This is a genomic window from Komagataeibacter xylinus NBRC 15237, assembly GCF_001571345.1.
Lineage (GTDB): Bacteria > Pseudomonadota > Alphaproteobacteria > Acetobacterales > Acetobacteraceae > Komagataeibacter > Komagataeibacter xylinus.
On sequence record NZ_BCTP01000005.1, the window covers coordinates 24,201 to 47,537 of the forward strand.

Annotated in this window: 18 protein-coding genes; 13 read left to right on the top strand and 5 right to left on the bottom strand. The window is 62.6% G+C overall.

Annotation, left to right across the window (positions count from 1 at the left end; all coding sequences use genetic code 11):
- Positions 1–19: 19 nt before the first annotated feature.
- The 4 genes from rfbC to GXY01S_RS03230 are packed head-to-tail and all read right to left on the bottom strand — an operon-like array spanning position 20 to position 4,158.
- The gene (gene rfbC / locus GXY01S_RS03215; protein WP_061271953.1) at positions 20–577 is read right to left on the bottom strand and encodes a dTDP-4-dehydrorhamnose 3,5-epimerase; all 558 of its coding nucleotides are present in this window, start codon (positions 575–577) and stop codon (positions 20–22) included.
- Between the two features lie 44 nt (positions 578–621).
- Positions 622–1,644 carry a glycoside hydrolase family 5 protein gene (locus GXY01S_RS03220; protein WP_061271954.1) on the bottom strand — a complete coding sequence of 341 codons (1,023 nt, stop codon included), beginning with the start codon at positions 1,642–1,644 and terminating at the stop codon, positions 622–624.
- Positions 1,641–2,999, bottom strand: coding sequence for a hypothetical protein (locus GXY01S_RS03225; RefSeq protein ID WP_061271955.1), 1,359 nt, complete (start codon positions 2,997–2,999; stop codon positions 1,641–1,643). The genes GXY01S_RS03220 and GXY01S_RS03225 overlap by 4 nt, the downstream gene beginning before the upstream one ends.
- A complete protein-coding gene (locus tag GXY01S_RS03230; protein WP_061271956.1) occupies positions 2,983–4,158 on the bottom strand; it encodes an acyltransferase family protein in 1,176 nt (391 codons plus the stop codon). Before GXY01S_RS03230 ends, GXY01S_RS03225 begins: the two co-directional genes overlap by 17 nt.
- Positions 4,159–4,477: 319 nt before the next feature.
- On the opposite strand from GXY01S_RS03230, the gene GXY01S_RS03235 reads away from it, so the two are divergent.
- Genes GXY01S_RS03235 through GXY01S_RS03250 form a run of 4 tightly spaced genes read left to right on the top strand, consistent with a single transcriptional unit; the run spans position 4,478 to position 8,936 of the window.
- Positions 4,478–5,587, top strand: a complete 1,110-nt coding sequence (locus GXY01S_RS03235; RefSeq protein WP_061271957.1) for a GumK N-terminal domain-containing glycosyltransferase — start codon at positions 4,478–4,480, stop codon at positions 5,585–5,587.
- A 42-nt stretch (positions 5,588–5,629) separates the two neighbouring features.
- Entirely contained in the window at positions 5,630–6,772 is a 1,143-nt protein-coding gene (locus GXY01S_RS03240; protein ID WP_061271958.1) for a glycosyltransferase, read from the top strand.
- Positions 6,769–7,974, top strand: coding sequence for a glycosyltransferase (locus tag GXY01S_RS03245; RefSeq protein ID WP_082770702.1), 1,206 nt, complete (start codon positions 6,769–6,771; stop codon positions 7,972–7,974). The genes GXY01S_RS03240 and GXY01S_RS03245 overlap by 4 nt, the downstream gene beginning before the upstream one ends.
- The gene (locus tag GXY01S_RS03250) at positions 7,971–8,936 is read left to right on the top strand and encodes a glycosyltransferase family 2 protein (protein WP_061271960.1); all 966 of its coding nucleotides are present in this window, start codon (positions 7,971–7,973) and stop codon (positions 8,934–8,936) included. The genes GXY01S_RS03245 and GXY01S_RS03250 overlap by 4 nt, the downstream gene beginning before the upstream one ends.
- Before the next feature lie 123 nt (positions 8,937–9,059).
- Here GXY01S_RS03250 and GXY01S_RS03255 read toward each other — a convergent pair whose 3' ends face one another.
- Complete coding sequence (locus GXY01S_RS03255; protein ID WP_061271961.1) at positions 9,060–10,391, bottom strand: UDP-glucose dehydrogenase family protein; 1,332 nt, start codon at positions 10,389–10,391, stop codon at positions 9,060–9,062.
- A gap of 324 nt (positions 10,392–10,715) precedes the next feature.
- Here GXY01S_RS03255 and GXY01S_RS03260 point away from each other — a divergent pair, with 324 nt between their 5' ends.
- The 9 genes from GXY01S_RS03260 to GXY01S_RS03300 all read left to right on the top strand — a co-directional run bounded on the left by GXY01S_RS03260 (position 10,716) and on the right by GXY01S_RS03300 (position 23,144).
- The gene (locus GXY01S_RS03260) at positions 10,716–12,194 is read left to right on the top strand and encodes a mannose-1-phosphate guanylyltransferase/mannose-6-phosphate isomerase (RefSeq protein ID WP_061271962.1); all 1,479 of its coding nucleotides are present in this window, start codon (positions 10,716–10,718) and stop codon (positions 12,192–12,194) included.
- Between the two features lie 349 nt (positions 12,195–12,543).
- Positions 12,544–14,043, top strand: coding sequence for an exopolysaccharide biosynthesis polyprenyl glycosylphosphotransferase (locus tag GXY01S_RS03265; RefSeq protein WP_255210350.1), 1,500 nt, complete (start codon positions 12,544–12,546; stop codon positions 14,041–14,043).
- A gap of 38 nt (positions 14,044–14,081) precedes the next feature.
- Positions 14,082–14,897, top strand: coding sequence for a WecB/TagA/CpsF family glycosyltransferase (locus GXY01S_RS03270; protein ID WP_174520900.1), 816 nt, complete (start codon positions 14,082–14,084; stop codon positions 14,895–14,897).
- 41 nt (positions 14,898–14,938) lie between these two features.
- Positions 14,939–17,113: a GumC family protein gene (locus GXY01S_RS03275; RefSeq protein WP_061271964.1), complete on the top strand. Its 2,175-nt coding sequence runs from the start codon at positions 14,939–14,941 to the stop codon at positions 17,111–17,113.
- A 19-nt stretch (positions 17,114–17,132) separates the two neighbouring features.
- Positions 17,133–18,284: a glycosyltransferase family 4 protein gene (locus tag GXY01S_RS03280; RefSeq protein WP_061272042.1), complete on the top strand. Its 1,152-nt coding sequence runs from the start codon at positions 17,133–17,135 to the stop codon at positions 18,282–18,284.
- On the top strand, positions 18,284–19,762 hold the full coding sequence (locus GXY01S_RS03285; protein WP_061271965.1) for an oligosaccharide flippase family protein: 1,479 nt from the start codon (positions 18,284–18,286) through the stop codon (positions 19,760–19,762). Before GXY01S_RS03280 ends, GXY01S_RS03285 begins: the two co-directional genes overlap by 1 nt.
- A gap of 13 nt (positions 19,763–19,775) precedes the next feature.
- On the top strand, positions 19,776–21,152 hold the full coding sequence (locus tag GXY01S_RS03290; protein ID WP_082770703.1) for an outer membrane beta-barrel protein: 1,377 nt from the start codon (positions 19,776–19,778) through the stop codon (positions 21,150–21,152).
- 62 nt (positions 21,153–21,214) lie between these two features.
- Positions 21,215–21,805, top strand: coding sequence for a polysaccharide biosynthesis/export family protein (locus GXY01S_RS03295; protein WP_061271967.1), 591 nt, complete (start codon positions 21,215–21,217; stop codon positions 21,803–21,805).
- A gap of 187 nt (positions 21,806–21,992) precedes the next feature.
- Entirely contained in the window at positions 21,993–23,144 is a 1,152-nt protein-coding gene (locus tag GXY01S_RS03300; protein ID WP_061271968.1) for an acyltransferase family protein, read from the top strand.
- The last annotated feature ends 193 nt before the right edge of the window (positions 23,145–23,337 follow it).

The following is a 23,337-nucleotide window of genomic DNA, read 5'->3' on the forward strand; positions in this document are numbered from 1 at the left end:
AAGGGCAGGTGAGGGGCGTTCAGACCTGAAACCAGTTATCGACGTTGGAGAACGCTTCCGCCGCCGCATCCTTGGCAGACAGGATGGCGGCGCCGGGGGCCACCGGCCATTCGATGTTGAGCAGCGGGTCATCCCACCGCACGGAGCGTTCGCATTCGCGGTTCCACAGGTCTGTGCATTTGTACTGCACTTCGGCATTTTCGCTCAGCGTGCAGAAGCCGTGCAGGAAGCCGGGCGGAATCCAGAGCTGTGAGCCATTTTCCTCCGACAGGGTCACACCCACCCACTGGCCAAAGGTGGGCGAGCCGGTGCGGATGTCCACCCCCACATCCCATATGCTGCCACGCGTGCAGCGCACCAGCTTGCCCTGCGCATGCGGCGGCAACTGGCAGTGCAGCCCGCGCACCACCCCGCGCTGGCGCGACAGGCTGTGGTTATCCTGAACGAAAGCAGCGGTAAGGCCAGCTTCCTTCATGCGCGTCGCATTAAAGGTTTCAGAAAAATAACCGCGCTCATCGCCAAAGCGCGGCGGGGTGATCAGCATCATGCCCGCGATGTTGAAGGTCTTTATATCCATGAAAGGGCTCCTGAAATTCCGGTTATGGCCGTTGCAATAAATGGTCAGTGCGTGCCGTCCGCAAGAAAGGGCCTGATGGCTGTCATCTGCGGGCGGTCGGCACCATGGTCGGGCTCAAGGGTAAACATATAGTTGCCCCACAGCGGACCAGCCGCCCAATAGGTCCATCCGGCCCATACATCGGCGTTGTCGCGCAGGTGCGACAGGACGGGGGCGAGCAGCTTCACGCATTCGGGCTGGCGGCTGACCCCGAACTCACCCAGAAAGCCGCGGGCATGGTTGGCGTGCAGCCAGTCGGTAAATCCGCGCAGGCGCTCAACCGCCTTGTCAGCGGTGATGCAGTCCGGCTTCGTGCCCGAGGCATCGGTATCAAAATACTCATGCACTTCATAAATCAGCTTGTTATCGGGGTCATGGAGCTGGCTCAGGGCGGGACCGTTGAGCTTGGTAAAGCTGTGCGCGCCATCCCAGCCAATGCCGGGCACCAGAATCAGGTTGTGGCCGCCTGCCTTGCGTATGGCGTCAATCGCGGCCTGCACGGCGCCTTTCCAGGCATCGGCGTCATGCTGCTGCGGCTCGTTCATCAGGCCGAACAGCACATGCGTATTGTTGCCAAAAGCCTGCGCCAGCCGCGCCCACAGATCGGCGAAGGCGGCGTCAGGCACGCCGGGCGCGCCCACTTCCTGCCCCCGGTAGCGCCCGTAATTGTGGATGTCGAGCACGGTTGAGGCATTGTGGGCCTGCGCATAGGCAATGAACTGGCTGACGCGCTGGAGTTCCTTTTCATCAAGCGGGCCGCTCAGCGTGGGTTGCAGCCGCTCCCACAGCACCGACAGGCGGAACGTGTTCATGCCTGCCTGCGTGAAGTAATCCACCTCCGCCGGTTTGGGGTAGAGATAGTCATACCCGTAGCGTCCCGGCAGCTTGTTGGAGGAATAGGCCGCCCCCGCAAGGTTCACGCCCCGATAGGTCTGGGCCGTCGCAGGGGAGGCCATTGCAAGCCCGGCTCCCGCGATGCAGCCCATGGCCCATGCAGGCCAGCGCAGGGAAGAGGGGAAAGCGATCATGTCACATGCTCCGCTGAAGGGGAGAAGCGGTTGAAGCGAAAGGATTTCAGGCGCTCGGGCACCTGGCGTACCGTATCGGCCACGGGCGCTACGCTGTTGGTCGTGCCGTAAAGGAACCACAGCAGCGCTGCTGTCTTGATGGTGAAGACCGAGGCCCCGATGCACAGCGAGGTCGAGAAATAGAGCGAGATCATCGCCTTTATCGACACGGCGGCTTCGGTGCGGGCAGGGTGCATGGTGAACAGCGCCAGCAGGAACAGGGTCAGCGGCAGGCCGAGGTTGTTGATGATGTAGGCATAGCCCGTATCCGCCGTATAGACCTGCGAGGGGGCCAGCGCGAACCATTGCGGCAGGTTCCAGTAATCAAGCAGCCGGCCTGAAAACAGCAGGCGGCCCGAGAAGTTATCGCCGATGATGGAAGGCAGGATGCCCGGCATCTCGTGGTTGGCGCCCTGGATCATCAGGCCCAGCATCACCGCCACCGGCATGGCGAACACCACGAAGCGCGAGCGGTAAAGCGGGGTCAGCCGCAACAGCACCATCGCCACCGTGCAGCCCGAGGCGAAGCGGGAATCCGCCAGCACGAAGCACAGGGCCGACAGGAAGAACAGGCACGCATGGCGCAGCCGCGAGCCGAGATGGGTGCTCAGGCACCACGCAAACCCGATGGCCGAGAAATTGCCCAGTGAATCCGGCTCGAGGAAGATGGAGGATACGCGATGCGAGCCGAATATGGACTGGAAGAACGTGCGCGAGGCCGCAGCCCCGCGATTGCCGCTGATGAAGAGGTTGGTGTTGCTGTAATTGACCGTGGTGCTGGCGATGACGCCTTTGTTCACGTAATAGGTCCAGACATCGAACACCATGCCGAACAGGTTGGTGAACATCAGCTCGAAAAACCCGATGAACAAAATGATCGCCATCATCACCCAGATCGTCCGTTCGCCCGCGCGCGGGGTGGAGCGCGTGCCAAGCTGGTAGAAGACATAGGCAATGGCCAGATCATGCAAAATCTTCATGTCCAGGCCAGGATTGATGAGCTTCGCCCCCACCTCGAAACACACCATCACCCCGGTTATGCGCACGACGGCGGGCGAGATGGTGTTGCGCACCTCAAGGAAGGCGAGAAAAATGATGAACAGCTCGCACAGCACGATTTCCGAATTATGCACGGTGACGACATGCCGGGTGTTGATGAAGCATAGCGCCAGGTTGAACACCGCTCCCGCCACCACCAGCCACGATATGCCATCGGCCCGCGACAGGGCGGGCGCGTGCGCACTGACGCGGGGCGCCACCCGGAAGGCAGGCGCGCTGGCAGGCAGGAAAGAAAAGGTATCAGATCCTTGAGGCATGGGTATCCGCATCCTGCGTGGAGGGGAGGGGGCGGGCGGGTGCGACATCGAGCATGGCGCGGCCCAGCCTGCGCCCGATATTGTGCAGCGGCAGTTCAAGCACGCGGTAGGTCAGCCCGGCCAGCGCCGTGGTCAGCACGGCGGTCACGATACCCAGCGTAAACTGGGTCAGCGACGGGTGGGCCAGCAGCGTTGCCGTGCCCATGCGGTGGCCCGCGAGCGTGAACACGATCAGCATGACCGGCAGGTGCATGAGGTAGATGCCATAGGACAGTTCCCCCACCACGATGACCGGCCTGCTGAGCAGGATGCGGTACTGCCGCCCCGATGCATACAGGTCGCGGATCACGACAAAGGCGGCCAGGGTTTCGATCATGTCGGCAATGCGCTCGGGCAGGTGCAGGCCCGCCAGCGCGTAACGGTCGTATAGCAGCACCACGAGGGCCGCCAGCGCATACCATCCGTGGTGTCTGCCCAGCGTGCCCGGCAGCAGCGGGATCAGCGCGCCAAGGCCAAACGACAGGGCAAACACCGTGCCCACCTCGTGCGGCACCGGCAGCAGCGCGATGGCCGCAAGCGCCAGCAGCGTCACCACCCGCGCCGTGCGCCCGCGCATCAGCACGAACAGGAGCGGGAACACGACCGAGTACATGAGCTCGACCCGTAGCGACCACATCGGGCCGTTATAGCGGGTGAACACCCCTGCAAGCGAGGCGATGGTGTTGCGCATCGACACCGGCGTGTGCAGGTTGCGTGAAAGCCAGCCCACGAACACGCCATCAGGCACCAGCCCGCGCGCCACCACCATGCTCAGCACGGCAAGCCCGATGGAAAACCACAGCAGCGGATAGATGCGGAAAATACGCTTGATGTAAAAGCTGCCCACGATGCGCGGCGTCATATGCGCGTATTTGCGCAGCGACAGCGAAAGCACGCACCCGCTGAGCACGAAAAACAGCACCACCGCCGCCTCCGCATTGAAGGCGTAGGTAATGAGGTCATGCACGCCACCCTGCACCGGCGCGCGCTGCGGGCTGTGGTAACGGAAGACCTGTATGGCATGGCCAAACAGCACCACCAGGCACGCAATGCCGCGCAGGGAGGTCAGTTGGTGCAGGTAATGTCGTTCCGTTCCCGAAGTTTCTGTCACAGACGACATTGTCGGTTCCCCCGGTGCATGCGCGGCATGGTGTGATCAAGGCAATACAGTGATTCTGCTATGGCGGGCACAGCGTATCAGACTATAAATGTAGAAAACACAAGAAATATCCCTACACAATTCTTTGTCCAAACGCCTTTTTCAAGGCACGATCATGTCATGATCCTGCCGCAATGTGCGGGTGGATTTGGCGCCTGCGTGAAAAGGGCCGCTGGTGCTCTCGCATATGTTCACGCCACCACAATGAACCGGCGGGCCTGCCTGTCGTTGCGCGTGCAGGAGCATGAAGAATGGTTGCAAGGCAGGAGTACACCCTTCCATGACACGGTCGCTGTTCATTTCCGTTCATGATTTTCGTAGTCTGCGCAAGGCAAGTATTCATTTCATCGCAGCGGAAATGGCGCGTCGCGGGCCAACGGCCTTCCTGTCCATCGGGTTGAGCGACCTGTCGCTGCGGCGCGGCGATACGCGCGCCAACCTTGCCCCCCGCGCCAACAGGGTGGAAACGGTCGATGGCGTGGAATGCTACCTGTGGCGCATGAAGTGGCACCCCTTCAACATGCGCAAAAAGGCGCTTGCACCCCTTGAGCGCGGTCTGTTCTGGCTTTACCGGCAGATGTTGCCCGCCATTGCGCGCCGGTGGATACGCCGCGCCGATACGGTTTTTATTGAATCGGGCATGGCGCCAGTATTTATCCGCGATGTCAGGAAACTTAATCCCACCGCGCGCATTATCTACCTGATGTCCGATGACCTGGAGGTCGTGGGCTGTGCGGATACCATCAAGAATGATTTCGTGCGTAATTTCGATATGATCGACACCGTGCGCATGCCCTCGCGCTATCTGCTTGAGCGCCTGCCCCATGCGCGTTCAGCGGTGTTTGCGCCGCATGGCATTGATCGCAGCATTGCCGATAAAACCTATCCCGATCCCTACACGCCCGGCCGCATAAGCTGTGTTTCGATCGGCTCGATGCTGTTTGATAAAACATTTTTCCAGATTGCGGCGAGGCTGCGGCCCGATATCGATTTTCACATCATCGGCGCGGGGCGCGCAACCGAAGGGCTGGATGCGCCCAACATCATCATTCACCCCGAGATGGCGTTCGAGCGCACGCTGTCCTATCTCCAGCACGCGGCTTTTGGCGTGGCGCCTTACCGTGATGCCAACACGCCGCGCTACCTGCTCGATACATCGCTCAAGCTGCGGCAGTTCGCGCTGTTCGGCATTCCTGCCGTCTGCCCCGATTTTGCGCTCAATGACACGCCCGGCCGGTATGGCTACCGACCGGGCGATGCGCATTCGATCGGCCAGGCCATCAATGATGCCCTGCATTCATCGGATGTGATCGAACTCGAGGCCCACGGCTGGCCCGAGATCGTGCAGCGCATCCTTACACCCGAAGCATATCCCGACACACATGTCTGAGCGCAGGCTGATCCCTGCACAAGCACAGGAAAGAGCGAGAACATGAGTGAGGCAGGTGACCCTGGTCCCCGTATTTCCGTTGTCATGGCGACCTATAATGGCGCAGCCCATATCCGCGAACAGCTCGACAGCCTGGCAGCACAGACCTGCCTGCCTGCCGAACTGATCGTGACCGATGATGGCTCAACCGATGCAACGCTCGACATCGTGGCCGATTTTGCCCGCAATGCGCCTTTTCCCGTGCAGGTGCACCGCAATGCCACGCGGCTGGGCTACAAGGGCAATTTCATGCATGCGGTCACCCTGAGCGGAGGCGACCTGATCTCGTTCTGCGATCAGGATGATTACTGGAAGCCCGACAATCTTGCCCGCGTGCGCGATGTCTTTGTCAAAGACCCCGATGTGATGATGGTCTATCACAACGCGCGCCTCGTCGATGAAGACCGCAGATCCATCTCCACCTTCTATGCCACGCCGCCCATGCCGCCCGTGGCCCGGGCGCTGACCCTGCAGCCGTGGAGCTTCTCCTACGGGTACATGCAGACCTTCCGTGCCGACCTCAAGCCTGCTGGCGCCCTGTGGTCGCGCATGCGCGACCATTACAACCCCGGCAAGGAAATGGGGCATGACCTGTTCTACTTCCTTGTGGCGTCAGGCGTGGGCTCGATTGCCTATATTGATGAGGAACTGACCGAATACCGCCTGCACGGGGGTAACACTGTGGGCTCGGGCAAGCGCACGCAGCCCACTTTTCTTGACCGCTGGCGCTACCGGCTGGAAGACCGGGCCGATACCTATCGCTACCTTGCGCGGATGACGGTGCAGGACAGCAACCTGTTTGCCGATCTGGCCCTGACCCCCTCATGGCCTGAAACCCTGCGCATGCGCGCCCGCACCGCGGCAAGGGCGTGGGGGGCGCTTGAGCCACTTTACGCCGCGCGCGCCGAGGTGTGTTCCGCCAGCCTGCCGCGCCGTATTGCCGCCTTCGTGCGGCTGGTGCGCGCGGGGGGCTATAGCGAGCGTTCATTCTGGACCTTCGGCCCCCGTGCCATGCAGAAGGATGCGGTGCTTGGCGTGCTGCTCGCCCCGCTCGTGCGCCGCTTTGGCCATGAATCCTCCCGCACGGACCGCGCCTGCCATCGCGGCCAGGCCTGTCCTGCCCCCGGCGAGGCCGTGGCGGCATGAACGGTATGGCCGGAACAGGTGCGGGGTCGGTTATGGCGGATGCAACCGCGCCCACGGTTGCGATCTACCGCACCCAGATCCTGCCCCTGTCCGAGACATTCGTGCGCGACCAGGCGCGTGGCCTGCGGCGCTGGCGGCCCGTGCTGCTGGGCGAGCGCACCATAGGCCAGTTGCCGCTTGATGGCATGGATGTGCGCGCGCTGCATGACGGGCCGCCCACATTCGTGCAGCGCCTGACCGGCATGGCGGCCCGCATGCTCGAGCGCCCTGTGCCGGGCATGCTGAACCTTGCCCGTGGCTTCGCCCCCCGGCTGGTGCATGCCCATTTCGGCTTTGACGGGGTGGAGGCGTGGCCCCTTGCGCATGCGCTGGGCGTGCCGTTGCTGGTCACCCTGCACGGATCGGACATTACCACCCGCATGGAGTGGTTCGCGCGCGGCGGCGGTGGCCAGCGCTGGCGGGCCTATCCGCGCAGGCTCAAACACCTGGCTGGCCTTAAGCAGGTCAATTATGTCGCGGTGTCGCACAGCATCCGCGAGGCGGCGATCCGCGCGGGGCTGCCCGACGCGCGCATCCATGTCTGCCCCATAGGCATCGACCTGACCCGCTTTCACCCCGCCGGGCCGCCCATGGCCGAACGTGGGCCGGTCATCCTGTTCGCGGGCCGACTGGTCGAGAAAAAAGGGTGCCGCTACCTGATCGAGGCCTTTCGCAGCGTGCGCGCGCAGGTGCCTGATGCCCGTCTGCTCATTGCAGGCGACGGGCCGGAGCGCGACATGCTGGCGGGCCTCGCCGCCGATATCGGGGGCATTACGTTCAATGGCCGCTATTCCGCGGCACAGATGCAGCCGCTTCTGGCGCAGGCGCGGGTGTTCTGCCTGCCCAGCGTCACGGCGGCCAATGGCGATGCCGAGGGCATGGGCCTTGTCCTGCTCGAGGCCCAGGCCTGTGGCGTGCCGGTGGTCACATCCGCCCGTGGTGGCGCCACCGAGGGCATCGAGCATGGCAGGACCGGCTTCGCCTTTGCCGAGGGCGACGTGGCGGCACTCAGCGCCTACCTGATCCGGCTGCTGCGTGATGATGCGCTGGCCACGCGCATGTCGGAAGCAGGCCCCGCTTTCGTGGCGAAGCATCATGACCTGTCCTACTGGGCAGGCATGCTTGAGAAGATTTATGATAGCATGACAGGACGCACCTCATGACCGCTCCCATGTCCGTCACCCTGATCATCACGGCGTATAACGCGCAGGATTTCATTATGCGGGCCGTCAATTCGGCGCTTGAGCAGACGCGCAAGCCGCTTGAAATCGTGGTGGTGGATGACTGCTCCACCGACAGCACGCCCGACCTGCTGCGCCGGGTGGCGCGCGCGCATGACATCATCCGCGTCGTCTCCACGCCTGCCAATGGCGGTCCATCGGTTGCGCGCAATACCGGCCTGGCGGTGGCAAGGGGGGACTGGGTCGCCTTTCTTGATGGCGATGACGCCTTTGCGCCCAACCGGCTTGAAGTGCTCATGGCGCGCGCAGCACAGGATGACTGCGATGCCGTGGCCGATGATCTGGGCTATTACGACGCCATGGCAGGCCAGGTGACGGGCCGCGCGATGGGGGCAGGGCAGGTGCCACTCCAGACCATTAGCCTGCGTGATTACGTGCATCATAACCGTGCAGGGGGTGCCGGTTTTGACTGGGGCCTGCTCAAGCCGATGTTCCGGCGCGCGTTTCTTGCCGCCCATGCCCTGCAATACGATCCGCTGGTGCGGCATGGTGAGGACTTCCTGCTGGTGGTCTCGTTCCTGCTGGCGGGGGGGCGGCTGTGCCTGATTGACCAGCCCACCTATCTCTACACCCAGCGCCAGGGCAGCGTGAGCGGCCGGGCCTCCGGCATGTCGCGCACCGTCATCGCCTACCGTGACATGCGTGATATGGCGCTGGCGCTGGCGCGTGACCCGCGCATCAGCACCGACCCCGTGCTTGTTGACCTGCTGCGCCAGCGCGCGGAGGGATTGCAGCGGCTTGATGATTCCCACTTTGTATCGGTCGCCCTGCGCGCGGGCGCCGTGGGGGCGATCATGCGGCGCGCCATGGACCGCCCGGCCTTCCTGCCTGCCATGATGCGCCAGGTTGGCGCGGCCCTGCGGCGTCGCCTCTGCCATTCGTGAAATAATAAAAAGCTTTATCAAAACTTCTTATGATTGCGGGATGGTTTCTGGGCTGATTTTGTCAAAACAGGACTGAACGCGGTTTCCGGGCCATGCAGATGCCTGCATGGCCCGGATTGTGTTTCAGGCGGTGTGCACCATGTCCGGCCGGCCGAGCGAGATGTAATCGAAGCCCGCTTCCTTCAGGCTCTCGGGATCCCAGATATTGCGCAGGTCAGCAACCTTGCGGCCTGTCATGCGGGTCTTGAGTTTCTCGGGCGAGAGGGAGCGGAATTCATTCCACTCGGTCAGCACCACAAGAATATCCGCCCCCGTGGCTGCATCGAGCGCGTCCTTGCAGTAGGTCACGGCCTTGGGCAGCACGGCGCGCGCGGTTTCCATGCCTGCGGGGTCGAAGGCGCGGATCTGGGCGCCCGCCTTGTCAAGCTGGTCAAGCACGACAATTGAAGCCGCCTCGCGCATGTCATCGGTCTCTGGCTTGAAGGTCAGGCCAAGCACGCCAATCGTCAGGCCCTTCACATCGCCGCCCGCCAGCGCGATCACGCGCTCGCCCATGGCCTTCATGCGCAGTTCATTCACGGCAACCGTCGTCTCGATCAGCCGCACGGGCGAACCGGCATTGCGCCCGATGGCGGTCAGCGCGCGCGTATCCTTGGGGAAGCACGAGCCACCAAAGCCGGGGCTGGGGTGGAGGAACTTCTTGCCAATGCGCCCGTCAAGCCCGATGGAGCGGGCGACATCATTCACGTCAGCGCCCACCTTCTCGCACAGGTCGGAAATCTCGTTGATGAAGGTGATCTTCATGGCCAGGAAGGAGTTGGCGGCGTATTTGATCAGTTCCGCCGTTTCCAGGCCGGTAAAGACAATGGGGCGCTCAAGCAGGTAGAGTGGGCGGTAGAGCTTGCGCAGGATGTCCTGCGCGCGCTGCGTGCCACCCGGCTTTGCCTGGTCGGTGCCGATGATGACGCGGTCAGGCTTCATGAAATCGACAATGGCGTTGCCCTCGCGCAGGAACTCGGGATTCGATGCAACATCGAAATCGAGGTCCGGCCGCGTCGCGTGCACGATCTTGGCAATCTCGCGCCCGGTGCCCACCGGCACGGTCGATTTGGTCACGATCAGCGTATAACCCTCGGCCACGCGCGCGACCTGCTCGACCGCGGCATAGACGTAACTCGTATCGGCCTGCCCGTCGCCCCGGCGCGAGGGCGTGCCCACGGCCACGAACACGGCATCAGCACCCTTTACGGCAGCGGCGATGTCATCGCCAAATGTCAGGCGCCCCGCCTCCACGTTTTCCGCCACCAGGCGGTCGAGGCCGGGTTCGTAAATCGGGATCCGCCCTTCACGCAAGGCGGTCAGACGGTCGGGGTTGGTTTCAACAATGGCAACATCCGTGCCGAACTCCGCAAAACATGTACCGGAGACCAACCCCACGTAGCCTCCACCGATCATAGCAATTCGCACCTGGACCTCCCTGGTCTGTCTGTGAACCTGCCTGTCACTTGCAGGCCCGCGTGTAGCGTTTTTCAAATCAGCTTGAAACAATGAAAAAGTAATAAGGCATGTCGGTTCCATCGTACCGAATATTTCATGCCAGTGACACACAAAGGCATGAACACGACAAAAATATGTTTGCGCACCACATTCTTGACAAAAAAATTCTGGCTTAGTGCGTTCACCACATGAATGTCCGCCTTATCGCAGCGCCAGGGCCACCCGCAACCGGGGGCCTGCGGGCTGGCGTGACATGAAACCCGCAGGACGGAGACACGATCCATGACGTTTATGACAGCGACGGATGTAACCGTGCCCAGGCCCGAAACCCCCTTGCCCCCCATTACGCCCATCGTGCTCTCGGGTGGCACGGGCACGCGGCTGTGGCCCGTTTCGCGCGCCAGCCACCCCAAGCAGTTCTGGGCGCTGGCCTCGAGCCAGACCATGATCGGTGAGACCCTGCAGCGCGCCACGGGCGAGGCCTTTGCCCCGCCCGTCGTTGTATGCAACCAGGCGCATCGCTTTCTCGTGGCCGAACAACTGCGCGAGAACGGCTGCGAGAATGGCCGCATCATCCTTGAGCCCGCCGTGCGCAACACCGCCGCCGCCATTGCTGCCGCCGCCCTCGTGGCCGCACAGGACAACCCCGAAACCCTGCTGTGGATCATGGCTGCCGATGCCGCCTTCCGCTACCCCGAGCGCCTGCCCGCCGTGCTGGAAAAAGCAGAGAAAGTGGCGCGGGAAGGCTATATTGTCACCTTCGGCATGAAGCCCGACGCGGCCGAGACAGGGTATGGCTATATCCGCACCGGCGCGCCGGCGCACCCGGACCGGCCTGATGAGGGCGTGTACCATGTCACCCGGTTTATTGAAAAACCGGACCATCTGCGCGCGACCGAAATGCTGCGTGAAGGAGGGTATCTGTGGAACTCGGGCATGTTCGTGGCGCCTGCCTCGGTCATGCTGGCCGAACTGGCCCGGCACGAGCCCGAAGTGCTTGAAAACGTGCGCATCGCCCTGGAGCAAAGCCAGCATGACCTGACCTTCTGCCGGCTTGATGAGGAAGCCTTCCTGCGCTGCCCGAGTGTCAGCATTGATTATGCCGTGATGGAACGCACCGACCGCGCATTGGTCATTCCCGCCGATCTTGGCTGGTCGGATGTAGGGAACTGGAATGCGCTGTGGGAACTGGGCGACAAGGATGCAGACGGCAACGTGGTCGTGGGCGACGTGGTGCTTGAGCAGTCCCATAACTGCTACGTGCGCAGCGAGGGCATGCTGACGGCGGTGGCGGGGCTGACCGATATCGTGCTGGTTGTCACGACGGATGCGGTGCTCGCCATCCATCGTGATTACGCGCAGGATGTCTCGGCCCTTGTGGCCCAGTTGAAAAAGGCCAGCCGGACGGAAGCCGAAATTCACAATCGCTGTTACCGGCCCTGGGGTTTTTACGAAGGGCTGATTCAGGGCGAGCGGTTTCAGGTCAAGCGCATCGTGGTCTATCCGGGGCAGAAACTTTCGTTGCAGAAGCATTTTCACCGTGCCGAGCACTGGGTCGTGGTCAGTGGCACGGCCCTGGTCACGCGTGATGCGGAAAATCTGCTGATACAGGAAAACGAAAGTGTCTATCTGCCGTTAGGCTGTATGCATCGCCTGGAAAATCCTGGCCGCATTCCCCTGACGCTTATCGAGGTGCAGTCCGGGCCATACCTTGGGGAAGACGACATCGTCCGCTTCGAGGATACATACGGACGGCAGTAACATGCAGCCATGGGGCATTTATGGGCGGATGCCCCTGAATGCCCCATGCACGAAGCCTGGGGCAGGGATGGGGAATATTCGTTTCGTTATAAGAACGGTTTCATTAATTCGTTAATTTTTTAATAAATAAGATGTGACGGTTAAATCATGTTTCCGTACTGTGGCAATGACATATTTTGGCCCTAAAATACCCAGAATAATGCCGCTACGGGAACTGGAGTCCCGAAAGTCATAAAAACAATAAAAGGCAGAAGAGTGTTTGGTGCCCGTGTTGCGTAATGCGGGGAATGGCAAGGGAAGCTGTATCCGGTGGCAGGCTGCGGCCCGCGTTGACAGGAGATGTTTCAAAATGAGCGAGGCACTCAGGCATTTGGAAAATGGTGAATCCGACCTGTCGCCATCAACGGGGGGCGATGGCATCTCTGCGCGGTGGCGCCTGATGCACCGGGCAGCTGAAAGCAGCTTTTCCTATCGCCACCCCGTCGTGTCGCAGGTAGTCGTGCTGTCGGATGCGATGTGCGTGTTCCTTGCCGTCGTGGCCTGCATCGCCTGGCAGCGTATTTTTGATACGCCCGAACTGTCCGGCGCACTCCTGCTGGCCAATGTCATGGCCGGCGGCGCGTTCTTCCTGTTCCCCAAGAATGTGCCATTGCTCGACATTCCCGACATCACCAGGCTTTCTTTCCAGCTCCGCTACCTTGCTCCCCCCGTTGTGTTCGGTCTGATCGTGTTCTGCGCCATTCTGGTCATGCTGTCGTGGCCGGTCGGTGTTGCGGTGCGGATGGGGGCTGAATGGCTGGTCTTTGTTGCCGTGGCGCTGGCGGCTGAACGGATCATCGGCACTTATGTGCTGCATACGCAGGCGATGGCCCATCGCCTGACGCGCAAGGTGGCGATTATCGGTTCAGGCGCGGAAGCAGCCCAGATGGCCGCGCGCATCAATACCCGCATGCAGCGCATGTTCCGCCTTGTTGGCATATTTGATGACCAGGGCAGCAATGTTGACGGCACGATTGATGAACTCGTGCAGCGTGGGCGCGAGGATGGCATTGATGCCGTCATCATGAGCTTCCCCCCCGCCGAGGGCGGGCAGCAGCATGTGATGGACGTGCTGTGGCGACTGCGCGGCGTGCTGGCCGATGTGTATGTCGTGCCCACGCTCATGACGGAGGACAGCCACTTCTGGCCCGTCGAGCGCTTCGGGCCATTTTCGCTCACGGTCTTGCAGCGCAGGCCCCTGAGCGAGTGGGACATGCTGGAAAAGCGTGCGTTTGACCTGAGCGCCAGCGTGCTGATCCTGATTGCGATCGCCCCCGTCCTTGCGCTCGTGGCTCTGGCCATCAAGCTGGACTCCCGCGGGCCGGTATTGTTCTGCCAGCCGCGGCAGGGCTTCAACAACTGCTATTTCAACGTGTTCAAGTTCCGCTCCATGTATACCGACATGGCCGATAGCGGTGCCGCGCGCCAGACTTCGCGCACCGACCCCCGTGTTACGCGCGTGGGCCGCGTGATCCGGCGGCTGAGCATTGATGAGCTGCCCCAGCTTTTCAATGTGCTGCGTGGCGAGATGTCGCTCGTCGGCCCCCGCCCGCATGCGCCCCAGACCCGCGCGGGCGGGCAGCTATTGCACGAGGCAATGGAAGAATATGTGGCCCGCCACCGTGTGCAGCCCGGCATTACCGGCTGGGCGCAGATCAACGGCTCGCGCGGCGAACTTGTCACGCGCGAGGACCTGCGCCGCCGCGTGGTGCTGGACCTGGAATACATACGCGCCTGGTCGATCTGGCTGGATATGAAAATCATCTTCCTGACCATCAAGCGCGAGATTTTCTCACGGAATGCGTTCTGAATTCCTGAACTGCAATAATGATGAACGGTGTATTCAAAATGAACGCAAATACGGAAATAAAACTGGATGATGCCATTGTCGATGTCATGGGCCTGCCCCTGCACGACATCACGCGCGCGGAAATTGTCACGCGCGTGATCGACGCCGTAAAGGGCGGGCGCAAGATGGCCATTGTCAACGCCAATGCCCACATGGCGGTCGAATCCCAAAAACACCCGTGGCTGCGGGGGCTGTTCCGCCGGGCGGATATTGCGTTCTGCGATGGCGCGGGCGTGCAGCTCGCCGCCCGCGTGCTGACCGGGCGCCGCCTGCCGCGCACCACGCCGCCGGAATGGATCGGCCCGGTGCTCGAGCGCCTGGGGCCAGAGGCTTCGGTGTTCTGGATCGGGGGCAGGCCGGGCGTGGTCGATGAGGCGGCGGATGCCTTCTCGGCACGCTACGGCGTGCGCACGGCAGGCACGCAGCATGGTTTTTTTGACCTCACCCCCGGCTCGCGCGAATCAACGCAACTGCTCGGGCGCCTGCTGGCCACAAAGCCCGACATCATTCTGCTGACCATGGGCATGCCCCGGCAGGAAATCTGGCTGCGTGACAATATCGACCACCTGCCCTCCGGCGTGTTCGTTACGGCGGGCGCGCTGGTTGACCATGCGGCGGGCCGGGTGCGCAGGCCGCCGCGATGGGTGGCCAACATGGGGCTGGAATGGCTGGTGCGCCTGATGCGCGAGCCGCGCAGGCTGTGGCGGCGTTACGTGCTGGGGCTGCCGGTGTTCGGCTTCTATGTCCTTGTCTACCTGCAGCGCAGGCTCCGCCTGCGGGCAGCCTCCCCCCTCTCACGGAAACTCGCCGGGTAAGCAGCATGAATTATGTTTCCATACAGGGACGGAACCCTTCAATGTCATGGACCGCACAGGATGTCGGCCTCGTCATTCGCCAGACATGCCGCGCCTTCCTGCGGCACCGGATGCTGTTTGCCCTGACCGTGCTTGGCGTGGTGGGGGTAGGGGGGGCGGTCACGCTCTCGCTCAAGCCGCGCTACACGGCCACGGCCACGGTCGTGGTGGCGGGCCACGCGCAGCAGGATCCGCTTGCGCCCAACGGCCAGCAGCAGAACCAGGCCCCGCCGGATGATGAACTGGTCTCGACCGAGGCTGCGATGATCCACTCGCGCGATGTGGCCGCCGCCGTGCTGGCGCAACTTCCGCCCCCCGCCCAGCCTGCCCATGTCGGCCTGCGCGACCGGCTGTGCCACATGGGGCTGGGTTTTATGTGCCATGTGGCAAAACCGGTGGACCCGCAGGTGCAGCGCATGCATGAGGAGGACGCCTTCCTCAACAGCCTGACCATCACGCCCGAGCCGCGCACCCAGATCCTTGACATCAGCGTGGTCGATGGCGACCCGGCGCGCGCGGCGGCGCTGGCCGATGCGGTGGTGACCAACTACCAGCGCATTGCGCTGGCCCGCCAGACAGCGGACATCAACCGCGTGGCCGCGTGGCTTGACAGCCGCACCGCCGCCCTGCGCCAGCGCTGGCTCGATGCGGTGCAGAAGGCCAACGCCTTTGATAATGCCCACGGCCTGACCAATACGAACGAGGGCAGCACCTCAAGCCCGCTGATCGAGCGCCAGATTGCCGATACGGCCTCCAATCTCAGCCAGGCGCAGGGTCGCCTTGCCGCAGCCCAGGCCCGCGCCGATGCCCTGAAGGATGCGGCCGCCCGGGGCGATGCGCGTGCAGCCGTCGCCCTGTCGCAGGAGCCGATCCTGGTGGCCACCGCCAATTCGCTCATGCAGCTTGAAAGCACGCGCCAGGAGGAGGCGGCCACCTACGGCCCCCAGCACCCCCGCCTGCGCGCGCTTGACCAGCAGATCGCAACCACGAAGGCCAGTCTTGCCGCCGAGACGCAGGCCGCGCTCAACACCATCCGCGAGGACCAGATCTCCGCCCGCGCCGAGGTGGACCGCCTGAACGAAAACCTGGACCTTTTGCGCCAGAAGGCAGGCGGGCAGAGCGGCCCGCAGGCGGAATACCGCACGCTCGACCAGGAGGCGCAGAGCGCGCGCACGGTGTATGAAACCTTCCTCGAGCACGCCAAGGAAGTGGTGGACCGCGCCGCCCTGCTGCAACCGCCCATCGCCATGGTGTCGCATGCCTCGGCACCGGATGTGCCAAGCTTCCCCAACCGCAAGAAGCTTGGCATCGGGCTGATTGCCGTGGCCCTTGCCGCGGGAGCAGGCGCTGTGCTGCTGCGTGATTACTTCACGGCGGGCTTTACCGAGATCGAGCGCCTGCGCGCCGCCATTCCGCTGCCGCTGCTGGCCGTGGTGCCCAAGGTGGGCGGGCGCAGCGAGCAGACCGTGCGCCACCATGTGCTCGACCACCCCTATTCCCGCGCGACCGAGGCCGTGCGCAGCCTTGTCATGCAGCTTTCCATGCGGGTGCATGAAGGTGGCCAGCCGCTGTGCCTTGCCATTACCTCGGCCGGGCCGGAGGAAGGCAAGAGCACGCTGGCGCTGTGGATGGCCGCCGTGGCAAGGCGTGGCGGCCAGAAAGTACTGGTGATCGACGCTGATCACCGGCGCGGCATGCTCGACCATTACCTGACCGATGGCACCACGGGCCGCCCCTCGCTGGGCATGAGCGACCTTGTGACAAGTGGCGCGCGGGTGGCCGATGTCATCCGCACCGACCCCGAGGCCGGGTTTGACTACATCCCGGCGGGGCGGACCATCGAGCACGCCTTCAGCCCCGTCGAGATCCGTCGCCTGCGCGCGATGCTGGTCGAACTCAAGCATTCCTATGAACTCATCATCATCGACTGCCCGCCGCTGCTGGGGCTGAGCGATGCGCTGGTGCACGCGAACATGGCCGATCAGGTGATTTTCGTGTGCCGGTGGAAGAGCACGGCCCAGCGTGCCGTCATGGCCTGCCTGGAGCGGCTTGAAGCCTGTGGCGCGCACCTCGCCGGCGTGGTGGCCACCATGGTGGAGGATAATGCGATGGACGTGATGGGCTACAGTTACGGCAACAGGGATATCAGGATCCTGAGCCGTTTTGATGAACAGTAAAAAACGGGGGGATGAAACATTGAAAGTCCTGCATATCTGCCGCCAGTTCAGCCCTTCGGTCGGTGGGCTGGAAGACTCCCTGCTCAACCTCGCCCGCAGCCAGCGCCAGCGGCTGGGCATCGACGCCGAGGTGCTGACGCTCGACACGGTGTTCGGCCGCCCCGGTACGCTGCCGCACCGCGATGTGGTCGATGGCATACCCGTTACCCGCCTGGCGTGGCGGGGTTCGACCAAATACCCGCTGGCGCCGCAGGTGCTGCGGCATATCGGCGGGTTTGACCTGCTGCATGTGCATGCGATCGACTTCTTTTTCGACTTTCTGGCCTGGACATGGCCACTGCACCGCAAGACCATGATCGCCTCGACCCATGGCGGCTTTTTTCATACCGGCGCGCTCAGGCGCATCAAGGAAATCTGGTTTCGCACCATCACCCCCATCTCGGTGCGGGCGTATAAGAAAATCGTGGCGTGCAGCTACAGCGATGCCGACCTGTTCCGTCATGTGGCGGCGGGCCGCCTGATTACCATCGAGAACGGCATCAACCAGACCCGCTTCCGTGATGCGGCGTCGCGTACGCCCAACCGCACCATTCTCGCCTTTGGCCGCTTTGCGGTGCACAAGCGCCTCAAGCTCCTGTTCCAGCTTGTGGCCCTGTTGCGGGCCTATAATTCCGGCTGGAACATCATCGTGGCGGGGCAGGATTCCAACCTCACGGCAGATGACCTGCGCGCGCAGGCCCGCGCCTGTGGCATCGAGAACAGCCTGCGCATCGTGTCCGGCCCGTCGGACGCCGAACTGCGCGGGCTGATGGGGGAGGCCAGCTTCTTTGGCTGCCTGTCCGCGCATGAAGGCTTTGGCCTTGCGGCGGTGGAGGCGATGTCGGCGGGGCTTGTGCCCATCCTGAGCAACATCACGCCCTTCGCGCGGCTCATGCAGCAGGGTGCTGCGGGGGTGATGGTAAACCCCGACAACCTCGCCCCCGGGGCGCGCGAGGCCGAGGACATGGCCGCCGCCCTGCCCGAGACGGCGGACGCCCTGCGGGCGCGCAACATGGATGTGGCCAGCCGTTATGACTGGCACAGCGTGGCGCATGAATATGCGCGGCTGTACCAGCAGGTGCTCGGGCGCGCGCTGCCCGAAGCCAACATGGCCGCAGCAGGGGCGGAGTGATGGCCAGGAACAAGTTTTCCACCAATTTCCTGTTCAATGTCTTTGGCTCCATCTTCCCCATTATCGTCTCGCTTGGCACGGTGCCGTTCTACCTGCACCTGATCGGCACGGACCGGTACGGCATTGTCGCCATTTCATGGATCCTGCTGGGGTATCTGGGGTTTCTTGATTTCGGGCTGTCACGCGCTTCGGCCAATGCGCTGGCGCAGCTGGGGCAGGCCACCTCGCGCCAGCGCTCGCCCGTGCTCATGACCGCGTTTTACAGCAATCTTGGCCTCGGCGCGCTGGGTGGGCTGATCCTGTATCCCATTGGCGACATGGTGCTGCTGCATTTCGTGCGCATACCGCCCGACCTGATGGCCGAAACAAGGCATGCCTACCCGTGGATGGCGGTGATGCTGCCGCTGGGCATGATCAATGGCGTGGCCACGGGGGCGATGGAATCGCGCGAGCGCTTCCTGCTGTCCAACATGCTCAACTCCTCCACCACCATGGCCGGGCAGATCATCCCGCTGATCTGCATCCATATATGGGGGCCACAGCTTACGGTTGTGCTGCCTTCCATCGTGCTGTCACGGCTGGGCATGATCATGCTCTCCTACTGCGTGGTCATGGCGCTGGAATGGCCCATCCGCCCGCTCGACTTTGACGTGACATGGCTCAAGCGCCTGCTGGGCTATGGCTCGTGGGTCAGCATATCGAGCCTGATCAACCCGCTGCTTGATACGTCCAACCAGCTTATCATCGGTGCGACGCTGGGTGTGACATCGGTGGGGCAGTATACCGTGCCGATGAACCTGGCCATGCGCTCGCAGGTTGTGGCGACCGCCCTGGCCCGCACGCTGTTCCCGCGCCTGTCACGCGCCGAGCGTGGCGAGGCGGTGGACCTGACGCGCCGGGCCACGTCGTCGCTGACCTATGGCTTCGGGCTGATCTGCGCGCCGGGCATCGTGTTTTCGGGCGCGTTCCTGCACATGTGGGTGGGCGGCAACTTTGCCGATGTGTCGCGCCCGGTGGCCGAGATCCTGATGTTTGGCGCCTGGACCAACGGCATTGCCTTCCTGCCCTATGGGCTTTTGCAGGGGCAGGGACGACCGCATATCACGGCCAAGGTGTCTATGGTGGAGATCCTGCCATTCTTTTGCGTGCTGTGGCTGTTCATCAAATGGTGGGGGCTGCCGGGTGCCGCAGCGGCATGGACCCTGCGGGTCACGATTAATTTAATTGCGCTTTACCTGTTGTCGGATTGCCTGTCACGGCAGACTTGGCGCCTTGTGCCAGGTATGATGATTATGACAGGGGCATTGATTGTGAGTCTGCTTGTTCCCATGACCCTGCTGGTCTCGGCTGGAGCCGCGGCGGTGGTGGGGCTGGCAATGGCTTTTGCCGCCTACCGGCTGGACCCGGGGCTGCATGACATGGTGCACCGGTTGGTCCCACGCGCGGGGGGCAAGCCCCGTGTTACGATTACAGGTTAGGTTAGGGCAGGGTATGAAGGTAGTGCGGTTGCGTGGTCGCGGCGGGGTGCGGCGTGGCCTGCGGTATGGGTCGGTGGGTAGCATGGTGGCATTGGGGGTGGGGCTGCATGCGCAGGCGGCCCATGCCCAGTTGATCCAGCAGCTTTTTCCCTCCGATGTGCCGGGTTATTCCACCGACCTGACCGGCTCGGTCGTGACCCACCAGATGATGGGCCAGCAGAGCGACGGGATCGGCATGGGGAGCTGGCTGCTCAGGCCAAGTGCTTCAGAAAACGTGGGTTACAACACCAATACGCTGGGCATTCCCGGCTCCGGCAGCCCGGCGGTGCAGACCTCGGCCAATGTCAGCGCCAGTTCACGCTGGCGGCGGCATGCGCTCGGGGCCTCGGTGGGGATGGATGATCACCGCTACCCCACCCAGTCCATTGCCAGCTACACCAACTGGCATGGCAGTATTGGCGGCTCGCTCAACCTGGGCCGTGACACGCTCAGCGCTGCATTCTCGCACTATCAGTACCACCTTTCGGCCACCAACCTGGGCGTGTACGGGGTGGTCTATCCCGTGCCCTACCAGGTCAATGACGGGCGGCTGAGCTATACCAAGGTGTTCGGGCGCTTCAGCCTGATCCCGGCATTTGACTATCAGGATTTCTCGTTCGGCACGGCGCCGGGGCCGATTTCGATTGATTATGATTCGATCAGCCACAAGGTCGAGACCGGATCGCTGACGTCGCGCTACGAGTTCTCGCGCGGGGATGCGCTTGTTGCCGTCCTGCGCGGATCGGCCGCGCAGTTCGATCAGGCGGTTCAGGCATCGACCAATAACTATGCCGATGGGGCGGGGTTTGTGGGCGTTGACTTCCGCCGGGGGCAGGTGTGGCAGTACCGGCTGCTTGTGGGTGGCGAGACGCGCAGCTTCAAGAATGGCTACAGCCCCTCGGTCAGCACGCCTACGTTCGAGGCCAACGTGGCGTGGATGCCGCGCCGTATCGATACCGTGACCCTGACCGCCGCCCGCCATATCAGTGACCCCGAAACCCCCTTCGCCCGCAACCAGGTCATTACCGACGTGCGGCTGCAATGGGATCATGAACTGCGGCACAATGTGTTCGTGCGCGCCTATGGCGAGTTTGGCGAGAGCAGTTCACAGTCCGGCCAGCAGACGGAGGGCTCGACCGTGGCGAGCCTTGAGGGCAGCCGCCTGCAAAAACAGATTCATTTTGGCGGAACGGTGTTCTGGAACATCGATCGCCATGTGCGTGCCTCACTTACCTATAACTATGTCAATAACGCCACATCGGGCGGAAACGTGAATTACCTGAACATCCCGGGGCGTCTTTCGACGTTTACGAGCAATACGGTACTATTGGGTTTTTCCATCTCCGGCTAAGGGAGCCGCATGGCCCGCGCCCGGAAAGAGGAAAAACAGCATTGAATGATTTGGGAGTGGCCATGTTTGCAATGATACGGAAAACGTGTCGGCCTGGAATACTGCACGCAATCGGTGCCACGGCCCTGCTGGCGCTCGGCTCATGCGCATCGGGGCGGGAACAGTCCTTTGCCCCGGTGGATGGCCGGGCCTATCACCTTGGGCCGGGCGACCAGGTGCGTGTCATTACCTATAATGACCCGCAGTTGAGCAATACCTTTACGGTCAGTGACAACGGCAATATCGACTTTCCGCTGCTTGGGGTCGTGCCGGCGGCGGGTTCGGCGCCGGGGGCGCTTGCGCAGCGCATCGCCGCCGACCTGGCCAGCAAGGGCATTCTGTATCAGCCCAGCGTTTCGGTCGAGATTGCGCAGTACAGGCCGATCTACATCCTGGGTGAGGTCAATCATCCCGGCCAGTACCCCTACCAGCCGGGCATGACCATGCTCACCGCCGTGGCCCTTGCGGGCGGCTTTACCTACCGCGCCGTGACGGGGCACGCGACCGACGTGCGCCATGAAGACCTCGCTACCCCCGCGCATGAGGGCCGCATCTCACGCGAGACGGTGCTGCTGCCCGGTGATGTCGTGACGGTTGAAGAACGCTTCTTCTAGGCGGGTGCAGGATGTTTCCGGGGGCTGCCCGGAAGCATTGTGCCAGCATAATTCAGTTTCCGGGGAAGTCCGTGCCTTGCGGCTTCAGGGCAGGCCGCCTGATTTAAAATAAAGGCGGCGCCCGGAAACTTTTATAGTTTTTGTGTTGATGAGTTGCTGTTCAGGCAATCTCTGAAGGGGGAATCACATGCCCAGGGCCCGTTCCATCCCCAGCCTGACAGGAGTGCGTGGTGTTGCGGCGCTATGGGTTTTCACCACCCATTTCTACGGTCTGGCTGCCGATATTCTGCATATGCCGTGGCTGCTACACTCGCTTTTCCTGTTCAACGGTTTTCGGGGCGTTGACCTGTTCTTCGTGCTGTCGGGCTTCATTCTCATGCATGTGCATGAGGCGCAGTTCCGCGTGCCCACATGGCGCGTGATACGGGACTTTTTTATTGTCCGTTTCTTTCGCGTCTATCCGCTCAATACGGTCGTTCTGCTGGCCATCGTGCCGCTGGTGCTGTTTGCGCCGAGTTACGTGGCCATGCAGCGCGCCTATACCGACCCCGCTTTTGCCTACAGGGCGCATAACCTGTCCTGGCCCGGCTTCGTGCAGACGCTGCTGCTGGTGCAGAGCTGGACGGTGCTGAAACTGGGGGAGTGGAATATCGTATCATGGACGCTGAGTGCGGAAGTGCTGGGCTACATCCTGTTCCCCATGCTGGCCATGGTGGCGATGCGCATTACATCGGTGCGCAGTGCCGCAGCCCTGTGCGCGGCAAGCCTGGCCGCACTGGTGGTGATCCTGTTTGCGGCGCATCACGCCAATAACAATCCCACCGGCACGTTTGGCGCGGTGCGCATGTTCTTCTGTTTTGCCGCCGGGGTCGTGCTGTACCGCGTCTATCATCTTGCACCTGACAGCACGGAGCGTTATGCGGCGGGCCTTACACTGGGGGCTGTTGGGTTCATTGCCGCAACCCTGTTCTTTCCGGTCCTGCCGGTGTGTGACGTGTTCGGGTTTACTGTTCTGGTCTTTGGCCTGGCCTACCAGCGCGGCGTGGTCAATACGCTGCTGGCCTCGGCGCCGGTGGTGTGGCTGGGGCGCATATCATTTTCGTTTTACCTGACGCATTACCTCATCATCGGCATTCTGGCCTGGTGCATGGGACCGTGGCTGCGGCAACTGGATCCTGCCGCAGGGCTTGTGGCGGTCGTGGCCATATTCGCCCTGTGCCTGCTGGTGGGGATGGTCTGCTACCATCTGGTCGAGCGCCCATCGCAGCGCCTCGGGCGGCGTATCATGCAGCGGATTGATGCGCGGGAGGCCATGGTGGCCACGCGGCATATGGCCTGATCCGGCGTGCGGTCAAAATCTGAACAGGTGAATAAAGTTTGTTCATATTTATGACATATAAACGCCTTTAACTGTCGCGTTAAGTTATGGTGTTTTTAATATGATTGCCAATATTTCCATCTGGTGTGTCCATGCGAAATAATTGGCCTGTCGCGCGCGGTATCCGTACCTGCGCTCGTGGCAAGGGGAAGGA

Excerpts from the sequence above, each read along its gene's own strand:
- rfbC (WP_061271953.1), bottom strand. The coding sequence starts at position 577 with ATGGATATAAAGACCTTCAACATCGCGGGCATGATGCTGATCACCCCG.
- GXY01S_RS03220 (WP_061271954.1), bottom strand. The coding sequence starts at position 1,644 with ATGATCGCTTTCCCCTCTTCCCTGCGCTGGCCTGCATGGGCCATGGGC.
- GXY01S_RS03225 (WP_061271955.1), bottom strand. The coding sequence starts at position 2,999 with ATGCCTCAAGGATCTGATACCTTTTCTTTCCTGCCTGCCAGCGCGCCT.
- GXY01S_RS03230 (WP_061271956.1), bottom strand. The coding sequence starts at position 4,158 with ATGTCGTCTGTGACAGAAACTTCGGGAACGGAACGACATTACCTGCAC.
- GXY01S_RS03235 (WP_061271957.1), top strand. The coding sequence starts at position 4,478 with ATGACACGGTCGCTGTTCATTTCCGTTCATGATTTTCGTAGTCTGCGC.
- GXY01S_RS03240 (WP_061271958.1), top strand. The coding sequence starts at position 5,630 with ATGAGTGAGGCAGGTGACCCTGGTCCCCGTATTTCCGTTGTCATGGCG.
- GXY01S_RS03245 (WP_082770702.1), top strand. The coding sequence starts at position 6,769 with ATGAACGGTATGGCCGGAACAGGTGCGGGGTCGGTTATGGCGGATGCA.
- GXY01S_RS03250 (WP_061271960.1), top strand. The coding sequence starts at position 7,971 with ATGACCGCTCCCATGTCCGTCACCCTGATCATCACGGCGTATAACGCG.
- GXY01S_RS03255 (WP_061271961.1), bottom strand. The coding sequence starts at position 10,391 with ATGATCGGTGGAGGCTACGTGGGGTTGGTCTCCGGTACATGTTTTGCG.
- GXY01S_RS03260 (WP_061271962.1), top strand. The coding sequence starts at position 10,716 with ATGACGTTTATGACAGCGACGGATGTAACCGTGCCCAGGCCCGAAACC.
- GXY01S_RS03265 (WP_255210350.1), top strand. The coding sequence starts at position 12,544 with ATGAGCGAGGCACTCAGGCATTTGGAAAATGGTGAATCCGACCTGTCG.
- GXY01S_RS03270 (WP_174520900.1), top strand. The coding sequence starts at position 14,082 with ATGAACGCAAATACGGAAATAAAACTGGATGATGCCATTGTCGATGTC.
- GXY01S_RS03275 (WP_061271964.1), top strand. The coding sequence starts at position 14,939 with ATGTCATGGACCGCACAGGATGTCGGCCTCGTCATTCGCCAGACATGC.
- GXY01S_RS03285 (WP_061271965.1), top strand. The coding sequence starts at position 18,284 with ATGGCCAGGAACAAGTTTTCCACCAATTTCCTGTTCAATGTCTTTGGC.
- GXY01S_RS03290 (WP_082770703.1), top strand. The coding sequence starts at position 19,776 with ATGAAGGTAGTGCGGTTGCGTGGTCGCGGCGGGGTGCGGCGTGGCCTG.
- GXY01S_RS03295 (WP_061271967.1), top strand. The coding sequence starts at position 21,215 with ATGTTTGCAATGATACGGAAAACGTGTCGGCCTGGAATACTGCACGCA.
- GXY01S_RS03300 (WP_061271968.1), top strand. The coding sequence starts at position 21,993 with ATGCCCAGGGCCCGTTCCATCCCCAGCCTGACAGGAGTGCGTGGTGTT.